We start from the raw sequence: 22,401 nt of genomic DNA on the forward strand, positions 1-22,401 counted from the left end.
TGATCAGCTCCGGGTGCGGCCGGTGATGCCGAGGGCGGTGGTGGCGGACCCGGCGGCGGTGGCGGCGATGAACCACCAGGCGTGTCGAAAGGCGTGCGCCGGATCGGGGGCGGTGTCGGCCGTGCCGAGGACGGCGACCAGGATGGCGACGCCGAGGACATACCCCAGTTGGCGGCTGGTGTTGACCACGGCGCTGCCGGTGGCGGCCTGGGCGCCGGGCAACCGCGCGGTGGCCTGGGAGAGCATGACGGGCAGGGCCAGGCCGATGCCCACACCGATGACGAGCCATCCCGGCAGGATCCGCGTCGCGTACCGGGTATCGGAGGACGCACCTGCGGCCAGCAGCAAGGCACCGCCGGCGAACAGCAGATTCCCCGCCGCGACCAGGGCTCCGGCCGGAACGCGCGTGGCCAGACGACGGCCGACGGCCGCGAACGGCGGCACCATCAGCGGGCCCGGTGCGATCGCCAGGCCGGCGACCAGGGTGGAGTAGCCGGCGGGACCCTGCAGCCACAGCACCACGGACGGGAAGACCGCGCCGAAGGCGGTGCAGAACAGCAATACCGTGATGTTGGCCCAGACGAAGGCCGGTGTCCGGAACAGGGCCGGATCCACGACCGGTGCCGGGTGACGCAGGATGCGCACCACGAACACCGCGATGGCGACGGCGGCGAGCGCGAAGGTGCCGACGGTGGCCGCTCCGGTCCACGCCCACTCCTGGCCCTTGACCAGGGCCAGTGAGACCGCGCCGAAGGCGACGATCAGCGCCGCCGTGCCGAGCGGGTCCGGCATGCGTACGGCCGAGGTGTCACGCAGGTCGGGGAGCACACGGTGGGCCGCCAGGAAGGCCGCCACGCCGACCGGGATGTTGATCAGGAACACCCAGCGCCAGGACAGTTCCACCAGGCCGCCGCCGACCACCGGGCCGACCGCGGCCGCGAACGAGCTGGTGGTGGCCCAGATCCGGACCGCTCCGGTCCGGCGCGCCGCCGGCAACACGGTGAGCAGCAGCCCGAGACCGGCCGGGGTGAGCACGGCCGCGCCGACCGCCTGCACCCCGCGGAAGAACACCAGCGACCACAACTCGGGTGCCAAGGCGCAGGCGGCGCTCGCCGCGGTGAACAACGCCAGTCCGGCGAGGAACGCCGGTTTGCGTCCGTACCGGTCGGCGAGGCGCCCGGCGGGGACCAGCAGCGCCGCGTAGACGATGGCATAGGCGTTGAGGACCCAGCTCAGGTCCGCGAGCGGGGCGCCGAACTCCTTCCCTATGTCGGTGAAGGCGACGTTGACCACGAACACGTCGAGCATCGCCATGAACGCCGCGGAGCACACGACGAATGTGATCGCCGACGGCCTCCCGGGGTCCTGTCGCACGCCCTCGGCGGGTGGTGCGGTCTGCGTGGTCATGGATTCCCCTCGCGATTCGTGCCGGATGTCCTGGCCGACCCGGTGTCCCGGCCGTCTCGGGTGTCCCGGCTGTGCCGGCCATCCCGGCCATCCCGGATGTCCGGTCAAGGGCAGCGCTCTTCCACCCATTGCGGGAGTGGGAGGCAGGACTCTAACTATCCTGGAGTATAGGTAGGGAGGTCTGGCTATACAAGGATCAAGTCGGAGCGGATATCATGGGGCCATGCCGGTTGTCATGGAGGGCGCGCTTGCCGACCTCGGCGCGTGGAAGACGGATCACTGCTCACTGGTCAAGGCGCTGGAGGTGGTCGGAACCCGCTCCGCGCTGCTGATCCTGCGCGAGGCCTGCTACGGCACGACGCGGTTCAGCGGCTTCGCCGGCCGAATCGGCATCACCGACCGCGCCGCCGCCCAGCAACTGCGGCGCCTGACCGAGGCCGGCCTGCTCGCCAAGCGCCCCTACCGGGAGGACGGCGGCCGCACCCGCGACGAATACGTGCTCACCGAGATGGGCCGCGACCTGTTCCCGGTGATCATGGCCCTGATGCAATGGGGCGACAAGCACCTGCAGGACGGCACGGCACCGCTGCACTACATCGACCACGAGACCGGCGTCCCGGTCCACGTCGAACTCCGCAGCGAAACCGGCGACATCCTCGAACTGGAACAGGTCGGCATCCGAAGGAACCCCGCCTGGCGGGCACCGCAGCCACCGCAGCAAACGCAGCAACCGGAACCCGCTTCCTGACCTCCCGCGATCGCGGCCGGTGTTCGCCGTCGCCCCGGGGTGTTTTCGTCGACCTGACGATCGGTTTCGACCCGGGGAACTACGACTCGGTCATGGTGGCGTCGCGCGGCGATCCGTCGCCTCGGCTTGCCGACCTTGTTGCGGCAGGGACCGGGCGGTACAAGGGCGCGTCCTCGTGATCGGTGGCTGCCGGTCCGCTCGAACGACGGGGCAACCCTTCCCGCTCACAGTGCTGTTGGGCTCCTGAGTCTCGCGCATGCCGACCGGGGGATCGACATCAGGCGCCAACGGGCTTTCGACGACGGCCACAGCCGGCGTCGCCGCGACGCGCCGAGCCCGTCGAGATACCGGTCCATCGAGCGCGGGCGGTTCGACCCGCCCAGGTCCGTCAGCACCCTCATGTCTCTCGCGTGCCCCGAACCGTGAACTCCACGCGCGCCGCACGCAGGCGGGCCGGGCAGGAGGGGCGGTCGATAGCGAAGGACACTAGCTCGGACGGATCGTGGCCTCGATGTGGGCGAGTTGAGCGGCGAGGATTTCTTCGAATGCGGCGCGGCGGTCCTCCCCGAGGGGACGGACGTCGCGGGCGAAGTGGGTCAGGGCCGGGAAGCGTTCGGGATCGGCGCCCAGTACCGCTACGCGGAACAGCTCCATGCCCTGTTCGTACTCTTCGGGGGTGACCGTGTCGATCCCGGCTTCGGCGGTGATCAACGCGGCGATGAGGACCGCGATCCGGTGGTAGCGCACCGGGATTTCCGCGTCGGGCAGTCCCGACGCGCGCAGGGCCTGGAGCACCTCTTCCATGACCAGCCGGGAACCAGTGCCGCTCGACGCGTAGCGTCGGCCTTCTACCGGGTGGCCATGGGCGGCGCCGGTGGGGAGTCCTCGCCGCAGGAGCGATGACCACCGGGGGCATGCAGCGCCGAACATGCGGGCTGCCGACGGGGCCGGTGTCCGCCCCGGTGGCCGCCCGGTGGTGCGCGCTTATCGACCGGCGGAATAGCGCACTTGGCGGTCTTGGCCGGCGCAGTATCCGGCGCCTGCCATGGCGACACCGAGGACGACAAGGGCCACGAGCGGGAGTGTCCAGCTGCCCGTGGTGTCGTGCAGGATGCCGAGGAGCAGGGGGCCCGCCGCCGCGACGAGGTAGCCGATCGACTGCGCCATGCCGGCCAGCGCGGCGGCTTCGCCGGAGCTGCCGGCGCGTTGGCTCTGGAACGTCAACGCGAGGACGAGGCACACGCCGCCGCCGAGGCCGAGCAGGGTGCATGCCAACACGGACAACGCGGGGGCGGACACCAGCACGGCGAAGCCGCCGGCCACGACGACCGAGGCCCCGGCCGCGGTCCATCGTTGGTCGTGACGGCCCCGGGTGAGCAGGGGCAGGAGACTGCCGGCTGCCAGGGCGATCAGCTGGTAGTAGAAAAGCATCCAACCGGCCGCGGTGCTGGTCGAGCCATGGTGGATCAGAATGCTGGGCAGCCACGCGACGGCGGTGTAGAAGGCCAGGGACTGTAGGCCCATGAACATGCTGACCTGCCACGCCAGTCGCGATCGCCAGGGGACGGGACTGCGGGTCACGCCGGTGGAGGCATGAGGCCTGTCGCCCCGCATCCGGGGCAGCCAGGCGAGGAACGCCGCGATGACGAAGGCGAGGCCCCAGGCGAGAGCGGTGTGCCAGGAACCCGGAAGGGTGTGGGAAAGCGGCGCGGAGATCCCGGAGGAGACCGCGGCGGTGGCACCCATGACGGTGACGTAGAGAGCGCTGATGCCCTGAATGCGGTGTGCGGGGACACTCCGCCTGATCAGAGCGGGCAGCAGCACATTGCCGAACGCGATGGCGGCGGAAAGGATCACGGTCCCGGTGAACAGGCAGATCACCGAAGGAATCGACCGGACCACGGTTCCGACGGCCAGCGCGCCGAGGGCCGCCACCAGCAGGCGTGCGCTGCCGAAGCGGTGAGAGGCCCGGGCCACCAGGGGCGACGTCGCGGCGAACGTCAGCAGCGGAAGGGTGGTCAGGAGGCCGCCCCAACTCGACGACAGGCCGCTGCCGTGCTCGATCTCCGGCAGGAGCGTACCGACGCCGGTGAGACCGGTACGCAGGTTCACCGCCACGAGGCAGATCGCGATGACGAGCCCGATCGACACGGCAGGTCGGGTGTTGTCCGCGGCCGGCACCTCGGGGGTGGGGTGCCGACGGGGTATCGAAGACGTCTGCGGATTCACTGTTCCTCCGCCGCTCGTGGTGCCAGGGCCTCCAGGTCGCGGGTGAGCCGGACGATCGCAGCCGCCGCGTCGCGGGCGCCGCTCTCGTCCCGGGCCTCGATCGCGTCGACGAGTCGCCTGTGCAGGTCGGCATGTTCCTCGGCGCCGTCGGAGTCCGGAGGCAGGCCGCCCAGGGCGGAGGTGAGAGCCGTACCGAGGTAGTCGTACACCTCGATCAGGAGGTCGTTTCCGCTCGCCCGGACGACGGCCCGGTGGAACAGTGCGTCGATACCCCTGGCCGCGGACAGGTCCCCACCGGCGCAGGCCGCGTCGGCATCGGCCAGCAGCTCTCTCAGTTGGTGCAGTTGGTCCTCGCTGCGACGCAGGGCGGCGGCGCCCGAGGCGTACTCCTCCAGGACGGTGCGCAGTTCGAGAACGTTGTCCCGCTGCGCGGAACTCGCCCGCCGCACCATGACCGACTGGAGCTCACTCGACGCGCGGACGTAGGTGCCGTCCCCGACCCGGGCCTCCAGCAGGCCCAGGTGCACGAGCGCGCCGAGTGCCTCCCGCAGCGTGCTGCGTCCGACCCCGAGTTCCTCGATCAGGACCTGCTCCGGCGGGATTCGCGTTCCCACCGGCCATCCACCTGTCTCGATGTGCGTGCGGAGGCTGTCCACGAGCTGCGCGGACAGGCTTGCCGTCCTGCGCGGTGTACTGATGCGCTTCATGGAGGCAGTCTATACAAACATCAGACATTTGAACATCACATGAGGGGGGCGTCGGTGACGGCATGGGGTGGGGCGGGCTGGGCCGGGGTGGGCGAGCGAGCGACGAGGTGGGCCGGCCGGGGTGCCGAACGGCGTCCCGGCCGGCCTGCCGAACCTGTCGCATGGCGAGGGCCGTGCGATCGGCCGGTTGTTTCAGGCGCGTTGTCCCCGACGTGCGTACGCCGTCGTCGTGACGACCCGGAATCCGGGCGGAGCGGCCGCACCCGCCGACCGCGTCGGTTCGGTCGGCGCCGCGCGGCGCGGTTGCCCGGGCGTAGGCGAGGTTCGCCACGATGGCCGGAGGCCCGGTCGGCGTTCCGGCGGCAGCCGACTCGTCTGCTCGATCCGCCGACCGGGCGCTCGGTCACGCCGGCGTGGCTTCGATGTCACGAGTTCACCGGGTCGGCAAGGTGAGGATCTCGGCTCCGTCGTCGGTGATGGCGATCGTGTGCTCGCTGTGGGCCGTGCGGCAGCCTGTTGCGCTTCGGAGCGTCCAGCCGTCGGCATCGGTGACGAGCTCGGCGGTGTCCGCCATGACCCACGGCTCCAGTGCCAGCAGAAGCCCGGGGCGCAGCTTGTACCCACGGCCGGGTCGCCCGGTGTTCGAGATGTGCGGGTCCTGGTGCATCGTCGATCCGATGCCGTGACCCCCGAACTCGGTGTTGATCGGGTAGCCCGCCGCACCGAGGACCGAGCCGATGGCATGGGAGATGTCGCCGACGCGGGCCCCGGGTCCGGCAGCGGCTATCCCTGCGCTCAACGCGCGTTCGGTCGCGCTGATCATCGCGACGCTCTCCGGGGGCTTCGAGTCGCCCACGATGAAGCTGATGGCGGAGTCCGCGGCGACTCCGCGCTTGGAGACGGCGAGGTCGAGGGTCAGCAGATCGCCGTCGGCGAGGGCGTAGTCGTACGGCAGTCCGTGCAGCACGGCGTCGTTGACGGCCGTGCAGATGTAGTGGCCGAACGGTCCGCGTCCGAAGGACGGTGCGTAGTCGACATAGCAGGACTCCGCTCCGGCCTCGACGATCATCGCCGCGGCCCACCGATCGATGTCCAGGAGGTTCGTGCCGACCGTGCTACGGCTCTTCAGGGTCTGCAGGATGCCGGCGACCAGGGCGCCCGTGTCCCTTGCTCGGGCCAGTTCGCTGGGGTTCAGGATCTCGATCATGGGGCGCCCTTCTCATGCATCCAATAACTATACCGGCCAAACTATACCGGTATTAGAATTGGGGTCATGGTCGGACTGCCGCTCACACCCCCGGCTTACGCGGGGCGGGGCGGAGTTCGAAACGGGCGCTCGACCCGGCGGGCCGGCCTCGGTCTCCTCCCTCGGGTCCGGGGACCACTTGGGTGTCGATGTGGTACCCGACGCCGGGTACCGTGGCGATGATCCAGGGTTCGCCGAGCCGTTTGCGCAGCGCCGAGACCGTGATGCGCACGGCGTTGGTGAACGGGTCTGCGTTCTCGTCCCATGCCTGCCCCAGGAGTTCTTCGGCGCTGACCACACCGCCTTCGGCGGCGACGAGGACTTCGAGCACCGCGAACTGCTTCCTGGTCAGCGCGACGTAGCGCCCGTCGCGGTAGACCTCCCGGCGGAACGGATCCAGCCGCAGACCTGCGATCTCCCGCACGGGCGGCCTGTTGTGCGCACGCCTGCGGTCGAGTGCCCTGAGCCTGAGCACGAGTTCTCGGAGCTCGAACGGTTTCGTGAGGTAGTCGTCCGCGCCGAGCTCGAACCCGGTGGCCTTGTCGTCGAGACGGTCGGCGGCGGTGAGCATGAGGATCGGCATGCCGCAGCCGGAGGCGATGATGCGCTTGGCGATCTCGTCACCGGAGGGTCCGGGAATGTCCCGGTCGAGGATGGCGATGTGGTAGGCGTTGATGCTCAGCAGTTCCAGAGCGGTGTCGCCGTCACCTGCGATGTCGGCCGCGATCGCTTCCAGGCGTAGGCCATCGCGGATGGCTTCCGCCATATAGGGTTCATCCTCCACGATCAACACACGCATGTGCCGATGCTACGAGCCGGCGCCTATCGTCGGCGTATCGAAAACCACATCCGCGCCCGGCATTACGACACCCCGCGGCCTTGACCGGTCGGCGGAACGAACCATGGGGGGCATGGCGTTCCGGCGGATACCCGGCGTCCACGCCGTCGTCGTCGGCCGCCGGGCCGGGACGTCCTGCGGTGCCTCCCGTGCCCACCGACCACCGGCAACCCGCGTCGAAGCTCCGGTGGTCGAGGGCGACTTGGCAAGGTCGCCCCGGACTGCCGGAGCCTCGACGCGCTCGCCGCCGCCTACCTCGATCGGCTCTCGGGCAGGACGCCTGCACCATCACGACGACTTCGATTCATCTCCGGCTCGACTACGCGATGGGAAAATCGAAGTAGGTGTCCGGATAAGGTTCGTCCTTCAGTGTGTAGTGCCACCACTCGCAATCGTAGGAGCTGAAACCGCAGTCCTCCATGATGGAACGAAGGTATTCGCGGTTCCTCGCTTCGATGTGCGTGATCCCTTCGGCCCCGTGATGTGAGATCGAATCCATCAGGTCGTGGTCGCCCCCCATGGGAGCAAGTTCACCGGTGGCCGAGTGATAGAGCGTCAGGTCGACGGTGCCGCCTCGACTGTGACCGGATTTGGCGGCCACGTATCCTTGTTCGAACATCTCGGCCCTGTCGATATTCGGATAATGCCGTGCCTTCGTCCGGCCGTCCTCCGGCTGTTCGGACCAGCGCAGAAAGCAATCCACGGCGCGTTGAGGACGATAGCCGTCCCAGAGCAGCAGGCCGAACCCACGGGAGGCGGCTTCTTCTCGCGCTCTTTCCAGGGCCGCGCACAATGCCCGCGTACCGACGATTCGATTTGCCAGATATCCGTCCACCGGTTTGCCGGTGAAATTGTCCCAGGTGGCGTACTTGGCATCCCAGAGTACTCCGGACACGAACTCGTCCACGAAGACGAAGTCGTCCTTCATCGGCTTTTCCTGCCCATGGCCGAGGACACCAGCCGGTCGATCACTTCGGAAAGCGGCAGCCCGGCGGCCGCCATCATTCTCGGATAGCGGCTGTACGAGGTCATGCCGGGCAGGGTGTTGACCTCGTTGAGGACCACCTCTCCATTTTCCTTGAGGAACATGTCCACTCGCGCCAGTCCACTGCATCCGAAGGCTCGATATACGGCCTTTGCCGTCTCCTGGACGAGCGAGCGCGCCTCCGTCGAAATATCGGCAGGGACGATGGGTGTCGAGTTGTCGGAACCGCCCTCGGGATCCCGCTCCTGATGGATTTTGAAGAAACCGTGGGAGAGGGCGATTCGGTCCACCTCGCCGGTGATCACATCCGGGTGGTTCCCCAATATGGCGCACCCGACCTCGCTCCCGACGACCGCCTCTTCGATCAACACCTTCGAGTCGTACCTTCTTGCGGCTTCCAACGCACTCGGGAGTTCTTCTTTCCGAGACACCTTGCCGACCCCGAAGGACGACCCCGAACGGGCCGGCTTCACAAAGACGGGGTAGTCGAGCCCGTCGGCATCGATGTCCTCGTTCGCCATGACGGTCCGGAAATTCGGCGTGGCAATTCCCGCGCTTCCGGCGACGGCGTAGGCGAGGGATTTGTCCATGCACAGAGCGGAGCTTTGGACATCGCAGCCGACGTACGGGATTCCGGAGAGCTCCAGCAGGCCCTGTATCGCACCATCCTCGCCGAGGGTGCCGTGCAGAACGGGCAACACGACGTCCAAGCCGATGGTGTCGTATCGTCCCTGCCCGCCCTGCTCCAGGACGAGCAATCCCTGGACGCCTCTGTCCGGTGACAGCACGACCGGACGGCAATTGCCTGCTTCCCAATCTTCGCCGGGGCCGTCGCAGAGCTTCCACATGCCGCTCTTCGTGATTCCGATGTAGAACGGCACGTACTTTTCGGTATCGAGGCTTCCGGCGACCCGCTGTGCGGATTTGATGGAGATGGGATGTTCTTCGGAACAGCCTCCGAATATGATTCCGACCCTCAGCTTATCCATGCTGATTCCTGCTTTCGAAGTCCAGGCAGTTGGTGATGGAATTCTCGACGGTGTCACGCAGGGCGTGGTCCGTGTAATACGCGGTGTGCGGACTGACGATTGCATTCGGTAGTCTTTGCAGTCGCATCAACGACTTGCTTTTGACGGGTTTGTTTCCGTGGTCGGCGTAGAATATTCCTTCCTCTCCTTCGAGGACATCCAAAGCCGCGCCGCCCAACCTGCCGCTTTCCAACGCGAAAACCAGGGCCTCGGTGTCGAGAAGCGAACCGCGTCCGGTATTGACAATGAGTGCGCCGTGCTTCATCTGCTCGATGCGTCGACGGTTCAGGAGATGATGTGTGTTCGCATCGAGCGGTGTATGGAGCGTTACGATGTCGCTCAGCCCCAGCAATTCGTCGAGGGAAACGTAGTCGACAGCGGGCGCGGCGGGACGATTGTCATGGGCCAGTATTCGACAGCCGAAACCCCGCAGCCTGTCCATGACGGCCGATCCGATGCGTCCCGTTCCGATCACCCCGACGGTCAGGTCGCGCAGCTCTTTCCCGCGCACGTCGTCCAACGTGTAGTCGTGGATATCTGTGCGGCGGATGATGGCTTTTGCATTCCGCACCGCCATCAGCATCAGCATGAGGGTGTAGTCGGCCACGCTGTCGGGTGAATAGGCGACGTTTTCGACGCGGATGCCGACGCTCTCCGCGTAATTCACATCGATGTGGTTGTATCCGATGCTTCTCGTGGAGAGGTAAGTTACCCCGACTCGGCGGAGTGCATGAAGAGTGGAATCCGTGACCCGATTTTTGTGACCGACGCTGATGCATCGATTGCCGGAGGCCAGATCGATATTGGCTTCGGATACCGCTGCCTCCGTGATGGTGGGCACCACGCCGAAGCGAGGCGTCATCTCTCGGAACAGCACGGCCTCGTCCGGCTCGCAGCCGTAAATCGTGATTCCCATCGATGCCGGCACCGTCGAGGAGGGCGAGGATTCCTGCGATCGGGTGCGGCGGGCGGCCGTTCGTGCCGGTTCGCTGTGCGTCATGCCCCCAGTCAAGAGAGCGTGGTGTTGCCGGCGCGTATGTGGTTTTCGATATGCCGACGCTATGTTACCGGCTGGTATTTTAGGCGGTGCGTTGTTTTGATCATCGTGGGCGGGCGATTGGTCCTCGCCGGCGACGAATACGCCGACCGGGCGGGCCCGGCCGACGTGGTGGCCGGGCCCGCCCGGCCGGCGAGGCCGCTCGGTCGATCGCCGACGCGGCGGGGGAGTGGCGGTGGCACCGGTCGACGACGACGCGGCTGTCGACCGGCTGCGCGGCCACCTCGCCGCCGGCGATGTGGTGCTCGTCAAGGTCTCCCGCGGGGCACGCTTCGACGAGGTCGCCGCGGCGTTCGCCGGCGGTCGCCGACCATGGCATTCGGGCTCAGCGGCCGCGACGCCTCATGTAGAGGTCGAAGGCCCGATAGACCACCGGTCGCAGCGGCAGGTCCCACTCGCCGACGTACCGCACCGCCTGCCCGCCGGTGCCGACCTTGAACTGGACCAACCCGACGTGCGGATCGTCCGCGTCGAGGGTGGGGGTGATGCCGCGCAGGTCGTAGACGTCGCAGCCGGCCGCCAGCGCGTCGCGGATCATCGCCCACTGGCAGGCGTTGGAGCCGCGCACCTCGCGCTTCTCGGTGGAGGAGGCGCCGTAGCAGTACCAGGCGTGGCCGCCGACGCGGACCAGGATGGTGGCGGCGACCGGATCGCCCCGATGGCGGGCCAGATAGAGCCTGATCCGCTCGGGGTCCTCGGCGCCCATCGCCGCGAACATGGTCTCGAAGTAGCGCAGCGGCCGGGGCGTGAAGCGGTCGCGCGCGGCGGTGTGGACGTAGAGGTCGTGGAACGCCTTCAGATCCGCACCGACCGTGACCTCGACGCCCTCCTTGGCCGCCTTCTTGATGTTGCGGCGCCAGAGCTGATTCATGCCTCCCAGCAGGTCTTCCTCGGTCCTGCCGGCCAGCGGAATCTCATAGGTGAACTGCGGTTGGCCGACCCCGAAGCCGTCCTCCGGGCTCTGCGGCAGCCAGCCGGCGTCCCCGAGTCGGCGGGCCACGCGGGTCCCGACCGGGTCGGACCGCGGGTCGGACATCTCGGTGAGCCGCCTGATGGCCGGGTCGGCGATACCCTCCTTGACCCGGGCCGCGCTCCAGGTGTTCGTGCGCACCGGCGGGCCGAGTCGGATCGCAAACGCGCCATGTGCCCTGAGGTAGGCCGCGAGCGGATCGAGCCACGCGTCGATTTCGCCGGTCCAGTCGATGGCCGGGCCCTGGGGCAGGTAGGCCAGCGTGAAGCGCTCGAGCCGCGGGACCGGCCGGTGCAGGACGAGCCCGGCGCCGACCAGTTGCCGGCCGTCGTACCAGCCGAGGGACTCGCTGCGCCACTCGGTCTTGACGCGACCCCATGCCGGGGTCTGCAGGAAGCTGACCGACCGCCGTGCCTGCACGAATGCCGAGTGCTCGGCGGGGCCGATCGGCCCGACGGTCAGACCCATGCCCACGACCCCGTTCCCTCGGCGGTGCGCGGTCGGGCGCACTGGTCCCCATCCGCACGACGGCGTTCTCGGCCAGGGCGCCGATGCGCCCCGAGTGCCGGTGGCATCGGGTCACTGCCCTGTTCGCGACCGACACCACGAGTACAGCGGTGCACATCGCCCTGCCCGAGGGCGCGCCCGGCGGACGAGGGGGACGAGGACGTCGGAGGCCGGACTGCTGTTCTTGCCGGTTCGCTGCGGGACATGCCCCCAGTCAAGGCAGCGTGCTGTTGCCGGCACGTATGTGGTTTTCGATATGCCGGCGATATGCTCCGGGCCGGCACGGCCGAGGTCTTGCGGTGGCCCCTCGGTGTGATGTCGGGCTGTGGCTACCGCTGTTCGCGGGGATTCTCGGGCCGGACGAGGCGGTTGCCGGACCATGCCCCGAGGTTGACGGCAGCGACGGATGCCAGGCCGGCCGCGTTCGCTTCCTCGGCGATCTCGCTCGGATCGACGTGGCCGGGCTTGCCGGTTCCCGGAGTGAGGACCCAGATCACACCCGTGTCGGACAGGGGCGCCACCACATCCGTGAGGTCGTTCGCCAGGTCGCCGTCGCCCAGCCGCCACCACAACTGGACGACGTCCACGACGTGGTCGGTTTCGTCGTCCACCATCCCGGTGCCGATCGTTTCCTCGACGTCGGCGCGGATTTCGTCATCGGTGTCGTTGTCCCAGCCCAGCTCCTGAACCACCATGGATCGAACGATGCCCATCCTCCGCGCGTAGTTCCGCGCATCCGCGGCAGCCACCATCACATCCTTCCTGCTCGAAACGTATGCCTGGGCTTGCAACGGCGGCCGGTCGGCAACTCGCAGTGCCCGTCGAGGATTCCGGCCCTTCGTCGACGCGGCGGCTTCGGTGTCGGCCCGGACGGCTCCCGAACAAGGACCGACTCCACGACGGCCACCCGAAACCGCCCGGCACCAGCGCCCTCCCTCACCAAGTCAACGCCCTTCGCGCGACCTTACGCGCGCACGCCGCCGGGGGCGCGTCGTCACCCATACCCCGACGCGCGGTCCCGGTCAGGCCGCTGCAAGCCGCGGCCTCGTACGTGACCGACGTCACATATTCGACCGGCTGTGTGCGGCCGGCCATCTTCGGGCTTCTTCGGTGTCCGATTGATGGTTGCATGACGACCAATCAGATGGTTCGCCATTGTCACTCGGCGTGTCGAAAATGTACATTCACCATTCCGCTTCAAATCGGACACTGTTGCTTCTCGTTTGACCGACTTAGGCTCGCCTGCGACGCGAAACGGCCTCGAGCCATGGGCTACGGGGATTTTTGCGAAATCGGGAACCTCCCATGCAGAGGGGAATATTCGCATGTCCATTGCCAAGTTCGCCGCACGATCCTTTCTCGCCACCGCGACCATCGCCGCGGTAGGTATCGCCGTACCGCAGGCCCAGGCCGCCCCCACGCCCGCAGTCAAGCTCTCCGACCGGGCCGACGCGGACACCCGAGCGTTTGCCGCAGCCCATCCGGGAGCCGTGCGGGCCGCGCTCGTGGTCTGCGGTGCGAATTACGTCCTCGAGAACGCCGAACGGCTCCCGAGCTCCGATAATCGCCTGGCGACGCTCTTCACCTACCGTATCCCGGGAAATATTCCCAACGACGAACCCACGTGCGCCATCCTCGACAACAACACCGCAAGCACCAAGTGGATGAAGCTCAAGTTGTGTTCGAACTGGATTGCCGACGGGTGTGCCGAGGACGTGGGTAATTTCACCTCGTACGCGGGGCCGGTATATCGCGCGCGGGGTGGTTGCGGAAAGGTCTACGCGATCATGAAGAACTCCGCCGGTTCCGGCTCGGCGCTCGTCGACGCGATCCGCAACGCGACGAACTGCGACTGAGTTCTCGGCCATCGGAGCAAAACCGGGGCGGCCCGCGCGTGGTCTCGACGCGGCTCGGGCGCGCCCCGACTCCGAGCGGTCACCCCGACAGGGGACGGATCCACCCACGTCCGCAGGCCGTTCGGATCGGCGCCCTGTCGACGTGGCCCACGTGACGACGTCGCCGGTGAGCCCGGCGCGGACGCGAGAGGAATTCATGCGCGCACCCACCGGGATCCGACGAAGCCGAAAACGAATCGATCGCCGCACCGCACTCGGGACGGCCGCCCTCCTGGCGTGCACATCCCTCGCGAGCGGCGCCTGGCACGCCGGCGCGGCCACCGCCGACCCGACCACCTCCACCGCGCCCGCGACAGCGACCGAGGCCGGCGCGTGGACGACGCTCGGTGACGCGGAGGGGTTCCACGTCCTGGTCGCGAACGCGGGCAACAGCAACGGCTGGCGTACTGCGGCGAGCCTGTCCGAACCGGGGTTCGACACGGACTCCTGGATCGGCAACGCCTGCGTGACCGGCTCCGGCAAGCGGGCGGTGGTCGCGTACGCGCCTCGCACGTTCACCAACAAGCCGAACCTGCTGGCGCGCGGGGCGTTCACCGCCGTGGTCGAGTTGGCCACCGGCAAGGTCACCAAGCTGCCGGTGCAGGCGTCGCTCGCCTACTTCTCGCCGGGCTGCGGCACCGGCGAGGAGGCAGTGCTGTCCCAGTTCACGGACGAAACCATGGCCGTGAACGCAACCCGGATCACGTCGGTCGACACGGTGACGGCGAAGCTCACCGCGCCGTTGGAACTGACCGGTCAGGTCACCTCGGCGGTGCCGTACGGCGACGAGGTCGTGGCCGCGGACGGCAATCGGTTGATCCGGATCGGCCGCAAGGGCGCGGCACTCGGGAAGCGGACCCCGATCGCCGTCACCACGAGCATTCCCTTTCAACTCAAGGCGGACCGCGACGGCGGAATCGTCTATCTGGACCGCGCGGCCGCCGCCGACAAGGCCGGGACCGCCGCCTCGGCACCGCAGGGCACCGTGATGCGCGTGGCGGCCGAGGGCGTGCGCAAGGGCACGGACCGCCCGCAGTTGGTGGCACGGGGCACGTTGTCGCGGATGGACCTCACCGCGTCCGCCGACGGCACGGTCGTCGTCACCGGCGAGACCGAAGCCGGTCCGGGGCGACTGCCGGCGTCCGTTCGCCGACCGGCGAACGCGCCGAAGGGCGCACTCGCCTCCATCGACGGCAAGGCACTCGTCACCGGCGCCGGCTGGGTCGGTGCCGGCGACCCGCGCGTCGCTCCCGACCAGGTGCCGGGCGAGCACACGGCACGCGTCGCCGTGCAGGACCTGACGTCGGGGCAGGGCGGCACCGTCGACGTGGCGCCGGGTCCACCGCCGGCGGCGGCCCAGGGGAACGATCAGTCCCCGGCCCTGCCCGCGCCGCAGACCGCCGCGCGGCTCACCGTCCCGGACCCGAACAACCCCGTGGAGGAGGAGCGGACCTGTGCGGTCCCGCGCGGCGACCCCAAGTTGCAGGCGTTCCAGCCCACTCCCCGACAGGTCGAGTGGGCGGTGGACCAGGTGGTCAGCGAGAACCTGAACAAGCACGTTACGCGCCCGGCCGACTGGAAGGGCACCGCGATCGGGGCCTACCAGCCGCAGACGCTCTTCCCCCTGGACTCGCTCGACGGCGGCGGCCGGATCCCGGCGCAGGTGATGCTCGGCATCACGGCCCAGGAGTCCAACATGTGGCAGGCCACCCGCTACGCGGTGCCGGGTGTCACGGCGAACCCGCTGATCGGCAACTACTACGGCACGGCCTACAACCCCAACGGCCAGATACCGGACCCGTGGGCGGTGAACTGGGCCACGGCCGACTGCGGCTACGGCATCACCCAGGTCACGGACGGCATGCGCAGGGGACAGCCCAAGTATTCCGAACAGATGCAGAAGGCGATCGCGGTCGACTACACCGCGAACATCGCGGCCGGGGTGAACATCCTGGTGGAGAAGTGGAACCAGACGCGCGGCGGCGGTCTCAAGATCGGCGGCGGCGACCCGAAGTACCTGGAGAGCTGGTTCTTCGCGCTGTGGGCGTACAACTCCGGTTTCCACCCGGAGTCCACCGCGGGTGCGAACCACGGCAAGTGGGGCGTCGGTTTCACCAACAACCCGGCCAACCCGCTGTGGAAGGCGAACCGCACCCCCTTCCTGGAGAACAGCTCCGGCGGCGACGACTACTCGCACGCCGCGCATCCGCAGGACTGGCCGTACCAGGAAAAGGTCCTCGGCTGGGCCGCGCATCCCATCTCGGGGCTGTTCAAGCCGGGTGACATGCAGCCCGGCTACCGTGCCGCGTGGTGGACGACGCCGGCGAACCGTACGGCGATGAAGCCGCCGGAGAGCCTGTTCTGTACCAGCGCCAACGAGTGCGACCCGGGCAAGATCGGCCCGAACGACTCCAACCAGCCGGGCCAGGGCGCGTGCACCCGCACCGACCTGTACTGCTGGTGGAACCAGCCGATCAGCGCGAACGCCTGGAAGGACTGCAGCATCGGCGTGTGCGGCAACGCCGTCCACCGGTTCAACGACACCTATCCCGAGCAGCCGGACGAGAACTCCTACCCGCCGCGGTGCACGGGCGGACTGCCCGCCGGGGCGCTCGTCGTCGACGATCTGCCCAACGGCACCCGCCCGGCCGGCTCCGATACGCGCGGCTGTGGGCCGGTGGCCTCGGCGGGCACCTTCCGGTTCACCTTCGCTCAGTCGAACGGTACGTACCCGGGCAAGATCGACACCCATCAGATCGGTGCCGGCTACGGGAACCACTTCTGGTTCACCCACACCCGAAAGATCGGCGATGCCAACGCGAATCGCCTCGACACCACCGGTACGTGGGAGCTCGGCCAACCGCTGAACACCTGGACCCGGGTGATGGTGCACATCCCCAACCACGGCGCGCAGACCCAACAGGCCAAGTACGAGGTGGACACCGGAACGGGTTCCTACACCCGGACGCGCTACCTCAATCAGAAGATCAAGGCCAACACCTGGGTCTCCCTCGGCGTCTACGAGATGACCGGTACGCCCAGGGTGAAGCTCGGCAGCCAGACCGAGGACGGCTCGGGCAGCGAGGACGTCGCTTGGGACGCGGTGGCCTTTCAACCGCTCGGCGCGAAGCCCCAGCACATCGTGGCGGTGCTCGGCGACTCGTACACCTCCGGCGAGGGTGCCGGTGACTACCTGCCCGAGTCCAACGCCGACCACGGCGAGAGCGGGTGGAACGCCTGCCGGCGCAGCAAGAACGCCTGGAGCCGAAAGGTGACGCTGCCCGGCAGTACGGCCTCGCTCGGTTCCCTGTCGGACAGTTGGAGCCCGACAGCCGAACTCGGCTTCGTCGCCTGTTCCGGGGCGAGGACCGGGAACGTCGAGGATGCGGCCTTCGACCCGAAAGAACAGGCTTTCGGCGAGGGGCAGTTCAAGGAGATGAACCAGATCCGATCCGGGGTGCTCACCCAGGATACGACCCTGGTCATGCTCACCCTCGGCGGCAACAACGGGGGTGGTTTCGCCGAGGCGATGCGGGCTTGCGCCGGGCCGGGCCAGAACTGCAATGAGGACTCGTCCTTCATGCCGACGTACAAAGGGATCATCGACAATCAGATGATCCCGAGCCTCAGAGGCATCCTGACGCAGATCAAGACCGCGGCACCCAACGCCCAGATCGTGCTCATGGGATATCCGGAACTGCTGAGCCGGACGGAGAAGTGCGCGGGGTCGTTCTATTACATGATGCCGGAGGTGCACGCGCTGGCCGAACTCGTCAACTACGCGAACGGAAAGCAGCAGGCGCTCGTCGACGACCTGAAGATCAATTCGCCGATGAAGATCGCCTACGCGAATCCGGTCGACGCGTTCGTCGGGCATTCCGGCTGCGACGACCCCGAGTGGATCAACAAGGTGGTCATCGGCCCCAACGGCGACGGCGACTTCCACCAGGGTGATCCGGTCACCAAGGACGCCAAACAATGCACCACCGACTGGCTTCCCGAAGCGTGCATCAGTCGGGAATCGTTCCACCCGAAGTCGGCCGGCACCACGGGATATGCTGCGGTGATGCGCGCGAAACTCGACGCCATCGGCTATCCCGGGACGTGATGTGAACCGTTCCGACGAACGGGACAACCGACGCTCCCCGACCGCCCGCCGCGTGATGCGGGCGGCGGGGTGCGTCGCCGTCGGTGTGGTTCTCGCCGTGGCCGTCGCGATCGGGGCGATGGTGTGGTGGCTCGAGGTGGAGCGGCCCGCCGGCCGCAAGAGGTTGCAGCGGTCCGCACAGGCGAACGAGGTCGAGAAGATCACGCGGGCGATTCGGACGGCCGCCGCGGACGGCTCGTTGACCGACGCCGAGATCACCGCGCTGGACGCGGGAGGGCAGTGGCACATCCGCCGCGACCTCGGTGATATTCGGATCACCCGATCCGTCCTGGCCGAGGGGGCGTATGCGTGCTGGGCCTTCGTCGTCGTACCGCCGCTGGGGCCGGCCGCGGCCGTGCGCAGCGAGAGAGTGGGCAACGGCCTTTGCGCCGGCGAGACTTACGACGGGCGTCCGGCCACGACGGCGGCGGGCCGAGCGATCGAAGCACCCGGCGGCACCGGGCGGAGCGGTGGAAGCACCCAGGCGGCGGTGGGCTGACGATGCCCCGATGCCCCGTGGGCAGGGCTGGGCGGTTCGATCCGATCCGCGGTCGGCCAGGGCTGTTCGGCTAGTCGGATCCGCGGTCGAGGAGGGTGGGCGGTTCGGTCCGGGTGGATGTGGTGACCATTGGCGTTCGCGGCCGGGACCTTCGGCACCGGCGGGGCGCCGTGGCAGCGACAACGCTGCACGTGCTCGGCCGGCGAAGTCCACTCGGGGCGCGCCCCTTCAGGTCGGGTCAGGCCACCAGGACAGGGACCGTCATGCTCGGGAAGAGAACGGCATCGCTCGACGCCGGAGGCAAGGAATCGGGTCCGCACGTGGCCGAAGCGGCCCACACCGCATCGCTCGACGCCAAAGGCAACACATCGGGTCCGCATGTGGTTGAAGCGGCCCACGCCGAAGCAACCTTCGGTCTGCCCACCGCCACCGCGTTGGTGGTGGGGAGCATCATCGGTACCGGCGTGTTCGCGCTACCGTCCGCGCTCGCCCCGTACGGGCCCATCTCCCTGGTGGCCTTCGCCATCGTCACCGTCGGCGCCCTGGCCCTGGCGGTCACGTTCGGCCGGCTGTCGCAGCGGGTGCCCGGCAGCGGCGGGCCCTACGTCTATGCCCGGGAGGCATTCGGGGAGTTCGCCGGCTTCCTCAATGCCTGGTCGTACTGGATCACCGCATGGGCCGGCAACGCGGCGATCGCGGTGGCCTGGGTCGGTTACGTCGAGGTCTTCGTCAACACCGGCCACAACACGTGGGGTTCGGCGACGATCGCGCTGGTGGGCCTGTGGATCCCGGCGGTGGTCAACCTGGCCGGCCTGCGCAGCATGGGCGCCTTCCAGATCGTCACCACCGTGCTCAAGTTCGTTCCGCTGATCCTGATGGGCACCGTCGGCCTGTTCTTCCTGGACACCGACAACCTCGGCACCTTCAACGCCGAGGGCGGATCACCGATGGGCGCGATCTCCGCCGCCGCGGCCATCGCGTTGTTCAGCTACATCGGGTTGGAGACCGTCTCGGTCGCCGCCGGCCGGGTCCGCGAGCCCGCCCGCAACGTGCCGCGCGCGACCGTGTACGGGACGCTGGCCTGCGCGGCGGTCTACCTGCTCGGCACCCTCGCCGTCTTCGGCGCCGTCCCGCACGCCGAACTCGTCTCCTCCACAGCCCCGTTCACCACTGCCGCCGACCACATGGCCGGCGGTTCCTGGGCCGGCAATGCGGTCGCGGTGGCCGCCATCGTCTCCGGGATCGGCGCTCTCGGCGGCTGGACGATGATCTGCGCCGAAATGCCGTACGCCGCCGCCCGCGAGGGCCTGTTCCCCAAGGCGTTCGCCCGCAAGCGCGGCGACACCCCGGTCTTCGGCATCCTGGCCGCGACGGTCCTGGCCTCGCTCATCACCGTGGCCGCCTACAGCAGCTTCGACCACGTCTTCACCACCATCGTGCTGCTCAGCGTCCTGACGGCGGCCATTCCCTACCTGTTCTCCGCCGCCGCGCAGCTGTACTGGCTGCTCACCCACGCCCGCCAGGCGAGCCGGGGCCGCTTCGTGCGCGACGTGCTGGTGGCCGGCACCGCGTTGGCGTTCTCCTACTGGTCGATCCAGGGCAGCGGCTACCAGACCGTCTACTACGGGCTGTTCGCCGTACTCCTCGGCATCCCGGTCTACATCTACCTCAAGCGCGATCGCGGCGAATACGGCGAACGGGCGGCGTCGGCGCCGGCAGCGGCCGAGGAGCCCGGTCCGTCCGCGGCCGCGCCGATGCCGCCGGGACGGGCCGCCTGACTCGTCGCCGCGGCGAAGCCGCCCATCGCTCATGGACCCGGGCGGGACCTTCGGCCCCGCCCGGGAGCCGCTCGGCCCTGGGCGCGGGCGACGGATCCCGATGGACTGGCCGCACAGCCGCCCCGGCGGACCGCACATTCTCGAAGGCGAGGCACTTCGTGATCACCATCGCGACGACTCCGGCCGGCTCCCGCCCCGGTATGGCACCCGCCGAGCGGGTCACCGTGAACGTGCGCGGCGAACTGGACATCGACAGCACGGCGACCATCGAGCCGACCCTCGCCGCCTTGGCCCGAGCCGGACTCGGTGAACTACGACTGGACCTGGGCGCGCTCGCCTTCTGCGACACCTCGGGCATCAACCTGTTCCTGCGCCTGCATCGCATCTGTGCCCGGTCGCACTCGGCACTCGTCCTGACCGGTGTGCGCGGGCAACCGGCCCGCGTCCTCCGCCTGGTGCGGCTGCACCACACGATCGACTGCCGCTTCGTGGACCCGGCTTCGGCCCGATTCGGCGCGCCGCACGGTGCCGGTGTCGCCGAACTCCCGCGTGTGTCGACGTGGACGGGGACCACCCGGCCCTGACGACCCCGGATCCTCCGGGCGTAGCCGGCAGGCTCGCACCTCCGCGGTTCTTCCCCCGAGAAGGGCGGGGAGAGGCAATTCCTGGGCGGGGGACGGCGATTCGGCGGGTACGCCTAGGCGACGGACACCATTCCGCCCGCGCCCCCGGGTGTGGTCAGGCGGCGGAGGCGGGGGCGGGAGGTCGGGCCAGAACCACGAAGCGTGGACTGCACAGTCCGGGCAGGGACAACAGCCGGAGGACGAACGGGCTCACGCAGATCAGGGACAGCGTGCCACCGCGGGCGAGGGCTCGTTCGCGTGCGCGCACCAGCAGGCCGATGCCGCAGGCCCCGATGAAGGTGACCGCGGTCAGGTCGATCAACAGGGACACTCGCCGAATCCGGGTGAGCCGATCCAGAAGGAATTCGATGTCGGGCGCGGACACGATGTCGATCTCGCCCCGCAACGCGACCACGACCGCGTCCCCGTCCCAGCGGGTCGAGAACAGTGGATGGTTCTCTGCGGGGGACATGGCAACTCCCGGCTGCGTCGATGTGCGAGGACATCGACAGAGTTCGGGTCGACACGCCGACGATATGCGCACCGAACACATTTCCCGCTTTTTATGGTGATCGCCCGTCGTTCGACCGGCGGATGGACGAGACTGGTCGGCCCATCGGGCCCGGCGCGGTCGGGTCGGCGCGGCGTCCGTGAGAGCCGAACCGAACCGTCGTGATGCCGAATCCTTCTTCGCCCGGTTTCATCTCGAACCGCGCACCGCCCGCATCTTCGCCCGCACCGTTGACCCGCACCTTCACGCACACCGAAGGGCGCCACATGCGCCACACCACCGCCCCGCGCCCTCCGGGCGGCTGCGCCGTCACGGTTACCGGGTGTCTTCGGTGAGCCACCGTCGTAGATCCGCGGCGTTGCGCAGTTCGCCCTCGACTCGCTGCCGCTCGTCCGCGGTGAGGCGAATCGCGCTCAGTTCAGTGGTCCATTCCTCGATGCCTTCGCGTTCATCCATGCCGATCGCGAGTTCGACGAGGGTCGCCAACGCCAGCGCCCGCTCGACGGCCGGTGCGGTAGCGCCGTGCTTGCGCAGGCCGGATTTGACGGCCCGGAATGCCGCACGATCGTCGTACTTGAAATCGCGGTAAATACGCGCGTTGTCAAGAACCCGGGCCAACCCTTGGAGTTTCTGCGAACCGCCGTACTCCAATTCCTTCGGCTCGTCGCACTGGATGAACGCGATCTGGTTGCCGGAGGGATCGATCAGCGTGAAACGACTCGCCCCCGCCCTGAAGCGCGTGATGCGCGGCCGACCCGTCGCCAGTACCTTGCCGTAGGTCTCGCGCATGGCCTGTGTGAAAGCGGCGTGGTAGGGCGCCACGGCGTCGACCCAGACCAGGCATCCTCCGCTGTTCTCCTCCGCGGGGTTCAGATCCTTGGGCGGCTTGCGGAAGTGCAACTCGAAGCCGCTCCATTCGAGCGAGAGATAGATGTAGGGCTTGGTCTGTTTGTAGGTGACCCTGAAACCGAGTGCCTGAAAGAATTCGGCCGTCTCCTCCACCGCCACGCAGGGCATCATCGGCACGGTTGTCTCGTTGGCCTGTATCGTCGAGGCTGTCACTGATTGGCACCTTTCCCTCGCGGGCGTCTGCCCAGGGGCTCGATTGTGACCGTCCCCGACGATTTCCGCACATGAGTCATCGCATAGCGCCCATATCGGATGCGGGAAGTCGTGCAGTGACGGAGGGCCGGCGCCGGGATGCCTCGCCATCAGGGCTGCGTGGG

The 22,401-nt window shown here is 68.4% G+C and carries 17 protein-coding genes and 2 pseudogenes; 6 read left to right on the forward strand and 13 right to left on the reverse strand.

Annotated features, from left to right (window positions below):
- Nucleotides 1–3: 3 nt before the first annotated feature.
- Nucleotides 4–1,407, reverse strand: a complete 1,404-nt coding sequence (locus ACIBM5_RS18040; protein ID WP_396007761.1) for an MFS transporter — start codon at nt 1,405–1,407, stop codon at nt 4–6.
- A gap of 223 nt (nt 1,408–1,630) precedes the next feature.
- Between ACIBM5_RS18040 and ACIBM5_RS18045 the strand changes: the two genes are divergently transcribed.
- On the forward strand, nt 1,631–2,155 hold the full coding sequence (locus ACIBM5_RS18045) for a winged helix-turn-helix transcriptional regulator (RefSeq protein ID WP_396007762.1): 525 nt from the start codon (nt 1,631–1,633) through the stop codon (nt 2,153–2,155).
- Between the two features lie 486 nt (nt 2,156–2,641).
- On the opposite strand, the pseudogene ACIBM5_RS18050 reads toward ACIBM5_RS18045, so the two are convergent.
- The 10 genes and pseudogenes from ACIBM5_RS18050 to ACIBM5_RS18095 all read right to left on the reverse strand — a co-directional run.
- Nucleotides 2,642–2,995, reverse strand: a pseudogene (locus tag ACIBM5_RS18050) (TetR/AcrR family transcriptional regulator); the annotation flags it as partial.
- Between the two features lie 144 nt (nt 2,996–3,139).
- On the reverse strand, nt 3,140–4,306 hold the full coding sequence (locus ACIBM5_RS18055) for a CynX/NimT family MFS transporter (RefSeq protein ID WP_396007763.1): 1,167 nt from the start codon (nt 4,304–4,306) through the stop codon (nt 3,140–3,142).
- Between the two features lie 74 nt (nt 4,307–4,380).
- Complete coding sequence (locus ACIBM5_RS18060; protein WP_396007764.1) at nt 4,381–5,091, reverse strand: FadR/GntR family transcriptional regulator; 711 nt, start codon at nt 5,089–5,091, stop codon at nt 4,381–4,383.
- Between the two features lie 433 nt (nt 5,092–5,524).
- Nucleotides 5,525–6,298, reverse strand: coding sequence for a type I methionyl aminopeptidase (map, locus tag ACIBM5_RS18065; RefSeq protein WP_396007765.1), 774 nt, complete (start codon nt 6,296–6,298; stop codon nt 5,525–5,527).
- A 145-nt stretch (nt 6,299–6,443) separates the two neighbouring features.
- Nucleotides 6,444–7,136, reverse strand: a pseudogene (locus tag ACIBM5_RS18070) (response regulator transcription factor); the annotation flags it as partial.
- A gap of 358 nt (nt 7,137–7,494) precedes the next feature.
- Nucleotides 7,495–8,103, reverse strand: a complete 609-nt coding sequence (gene vanX, locus ACIBM5_RS18075; RefSeq protein ID WP_396007766.1) for a D-Ala-D-Ala dipeptidase VanX — start codon at nt 8,101–8,103, stop codon at nt 7,495–7,497.
- Nucleotides 8,100–9,149 carry a D-alanine--(R)-lactate ligase gene (vanA, locus tag ACIBM5_RS18080; protein ID WP_396007767.1) on the reverse strand — a complete coding sequence of 350 codons (1,050 nt, stop codon included), beginning with the start codon at nt 9,147–9,149 and terminating at the stop codon, nt 8,100–8,102. The genes vanX and vanA overlap by 4 nt, the downstream gene beginning before the upstream one ends.
- Entirely contained in the window at nt 9,142–10,104 is a 963-nt protein-coding gene (locus ACIBM5_RS18085; RefSeq protein ID WP_396007944.1) for a D-isomer specific 2-hydroxyacid dehydrogenase family protein, read from the reverse strand. Before ACIBM5_RS18085 ends, vanA begins: the two co-directional genes overlap by 8 nt.
- Nucleotides 10,105–10,570: 466 nt before the next feature.
- Nucleotides 10,571–11,683, reverse strand: a complete 1,113-nt coding sequence (locus tag ACIBM5_RS18090) for a lipid II:glycine glycyltransferase FemX (RefSeq protein WP_396007945.1) — start codon at nt 11,681–11,683, stop codon at nt 10,571–10,573.
- A 368-nt stretch (nt 11,684–12,051) separates the two neighbouring features.
- Nucleotides 12,052–12,474 carry a DUF3052 domain-containing protein gene (locus tag ACIBM5_RS18095; RefSeq protein WP_396007768.1) on the reverse strand — a complete coding sequence of 141 codons (423 nt, stop codon included), beginning with the start codon at nt 12,472–12,474 and terminating at the stop codon, nt 12,052–12,054.
- A 573-nt stretch (nt 12,475–13,047) separates the two neighbouring features.
- On the opposite strand from ACIBM5_RS18095, the gene ACIBM5_RS18100 reads away from it, so the two are divergent.
- The 5 genes from ACIBM5_RS18100 to ACIBM5_RS18120 all read left to right on the forward strand — a co-directional run bounded on the left by ACIBM5_RS18100 (nt 13,048) and on the right by ACIBM5_RS18120 (nt 20,625).
- Nucleotides 13,048–13,578 (forward strand): hypothetical protein, encoded by a 531-nt coding sequence (locus ACIBM5_RS18100; protein ID WP_396007769.1) that lies wholly within the window; start codon nt 13,048–13,050, stop codon nt 13,576–13,578.
- A gap of 196 nt (nt 13,579–13,774) precedes the next feature.
- The gene (locus ACIBM5_RS18105; RefSeq protein WP_396007770.1) at nt 13,775–17,725 is read left to right on the forward strand and encodes a hypothetical protein; all 3,951 of its coding nucleotides are present in this window, start codon (nt 13,775–13,777) and stop codon (nt 17,723–17,725) included.
- 1 nt (nt 17,726) lies between these two features.
- Nucleotides 17,727–18,263 (forward strand): hypothetical protein, encoded by a 537-nt coding sequence (locus ACIBM5_RS18110; RefSeq protein WP_396007771.1) that lies wholly within the window; start codon nt 17,727–17,729, stop codon nt 18,261–18,263.
- A gap of 263 nt (nt 18,264–18,526) precedes the next feature.
- Entirely contained in the window at nt 18,527–20,041 is a 1,515-nt protein-coding gene (locus tag ACIBM5_RS18115; RefSeq protein ID WP_396007772.1) for an amino acid permease, read from the forward strand.
- 158 nt (nt 20,042–20,199) lie between these two features.
- Complete coding sequence (locus ACIBM5_RS18120) at nt 20,200–20,625, forward strand: STAS domain-containing protein (RefSeq protein ID WP_396007773.1); 426 nt, start codon at nt 20,200–20,202, stop codon at nt 20,623–20,625.
- Between the two features lie 154 nt (nt 20,626–20,779).
- Here the strand turns inward: ACIBM5_RS18120 and ACIBM5_RS18125 are convergent, their stop codons facing one another.
- Complete coding sequence (locus ACIBM5_RS18125) at nt 20,780–21,136, reverse strand: STAS domain-containing protein (RefSeq protein ID WP_396007774.1); 357 nt, start codon at nt 21,134–21,136, stop codon at nt 20,780–20,782.
- 354 nt (nt 21,137–21,490) lie between these two features.
- Nucleotides 21,491–22,237: a glyoxalase gene (locus ACIBM5_RS18130; RefSeq protein WP_396007775.1), complete on the reverse strand. Its 747-nt coding sequence runs from the start codon at nt 22,235–22,237 to the stop codon at nt 21,491–21,493.
- Nucleotides 22,238–22,401: the final 164 nt, after the last annotated feature.

Origin of the sequence: Embleya sp. NPDC050493, assembly GCF_044458105.1 — a bacterium.
Lineage (GTDB): Bacteria > Actinomycetota > Actinomycetes > Streptomycetales > Streptomycetaceae > Embleya.

Excerpts from the sequence above, each read along its gene's own strand:
- ACIBM5_RS18060 (WP_396007764.1), bottom strand. The coding sequence starts at position 5,091 with ATGAAGCGCATCAGTACACCGCGCAGGACGGCAAGCCTGTCCGCGCAG.
- ACIBM5_RS18105 (WP_396007770.1), top strand. The coding sequence starts at position 13,775 with ATGCGCGCACCCACCGGGATCCGACGAAGCCGAAAACGAATCGATCGC.
- ACIBM5_RS18045 (WP_396007762.1), top strand. The coding sequence starts at position 1,631 with ATGCCGGTTGTCATGGAGGGCGCGCTTGCCGACCTCGGCGCGTGGAAG.
- ACIBM5_RS18095 (WP_396007768.1), bottom strand. The coding sequence starts at position 12,474 with ATGGTGGCTGCCGCGGATGCGCGGAACTACGCGCGGAGGATGGGCATC.
- ACIBM5_RS18115 (WP_396007772.1), top strand. The coding sequence starts at position 18,527 with ATGCTCGGGAAGAGAACGGCATCGCTCGACGCCGGAGGCAAGGAATCG.
- ACIBM5_RS18125 (WP_396007774.1), bottom strand. The coding sequence starts at position 21,136 with ATGTCCCCCGCAGAGAACCATCCACTGTTCTCGACCCGCTGGGACGGG.
- vanA (WP_396007767.1), bottom strand. The coding sequence starts at position 9,149 with ATGGATAAGCTGAGGGTCGGAATCATATTCGGAGGCTGTTCCGAAGAA.
- vanX (WP_396007766.1), bottom strand. The coding sequence starts at position 8,103 with ATGAAGGACGACTTCGTCTTCGTGGACGAGTTCGTGTCCGGAGTACTC.
- ACIBM5_RS18100 (WP_396007769.1), top strand. The coding sequence starts at position 13,048 with ATGTCCATTGCCAAGTTCGCCGCACGATCCTTTCTCGCCACCGCGACC.
- ACIBM5_RS18085 (WP_396007944.1), bottom strand. The coding sequence starts at position 10,104 with ATGGGAATCACGATTTACGGCTGCGAGCCGGACGAGGCCGTGCTGTTC.
- ACIBM5_RS18040 (WP_396007761.1), bottom strand. The coding sequence starts at position 1,407 with ATGACCACGCAGACCGCACCACCCGCCGAGGGCGTGCGACAGGACCCC.
- map (WP_396007765.1), bottom strand. The coding sequence starts at position 6,298 with ATGATCGAGATCCTGAACCCCAGCGAACTGGCCCGAGCAAGGGACACG.
- ACIBM5_RS18090 (WP_396007945.1), bottom strand. The coding sequence starts at position 11,683 with ATGGGTCTGACCGTCGGGCCGATCGGCCCCGCCGAGCACTCGGCATTC.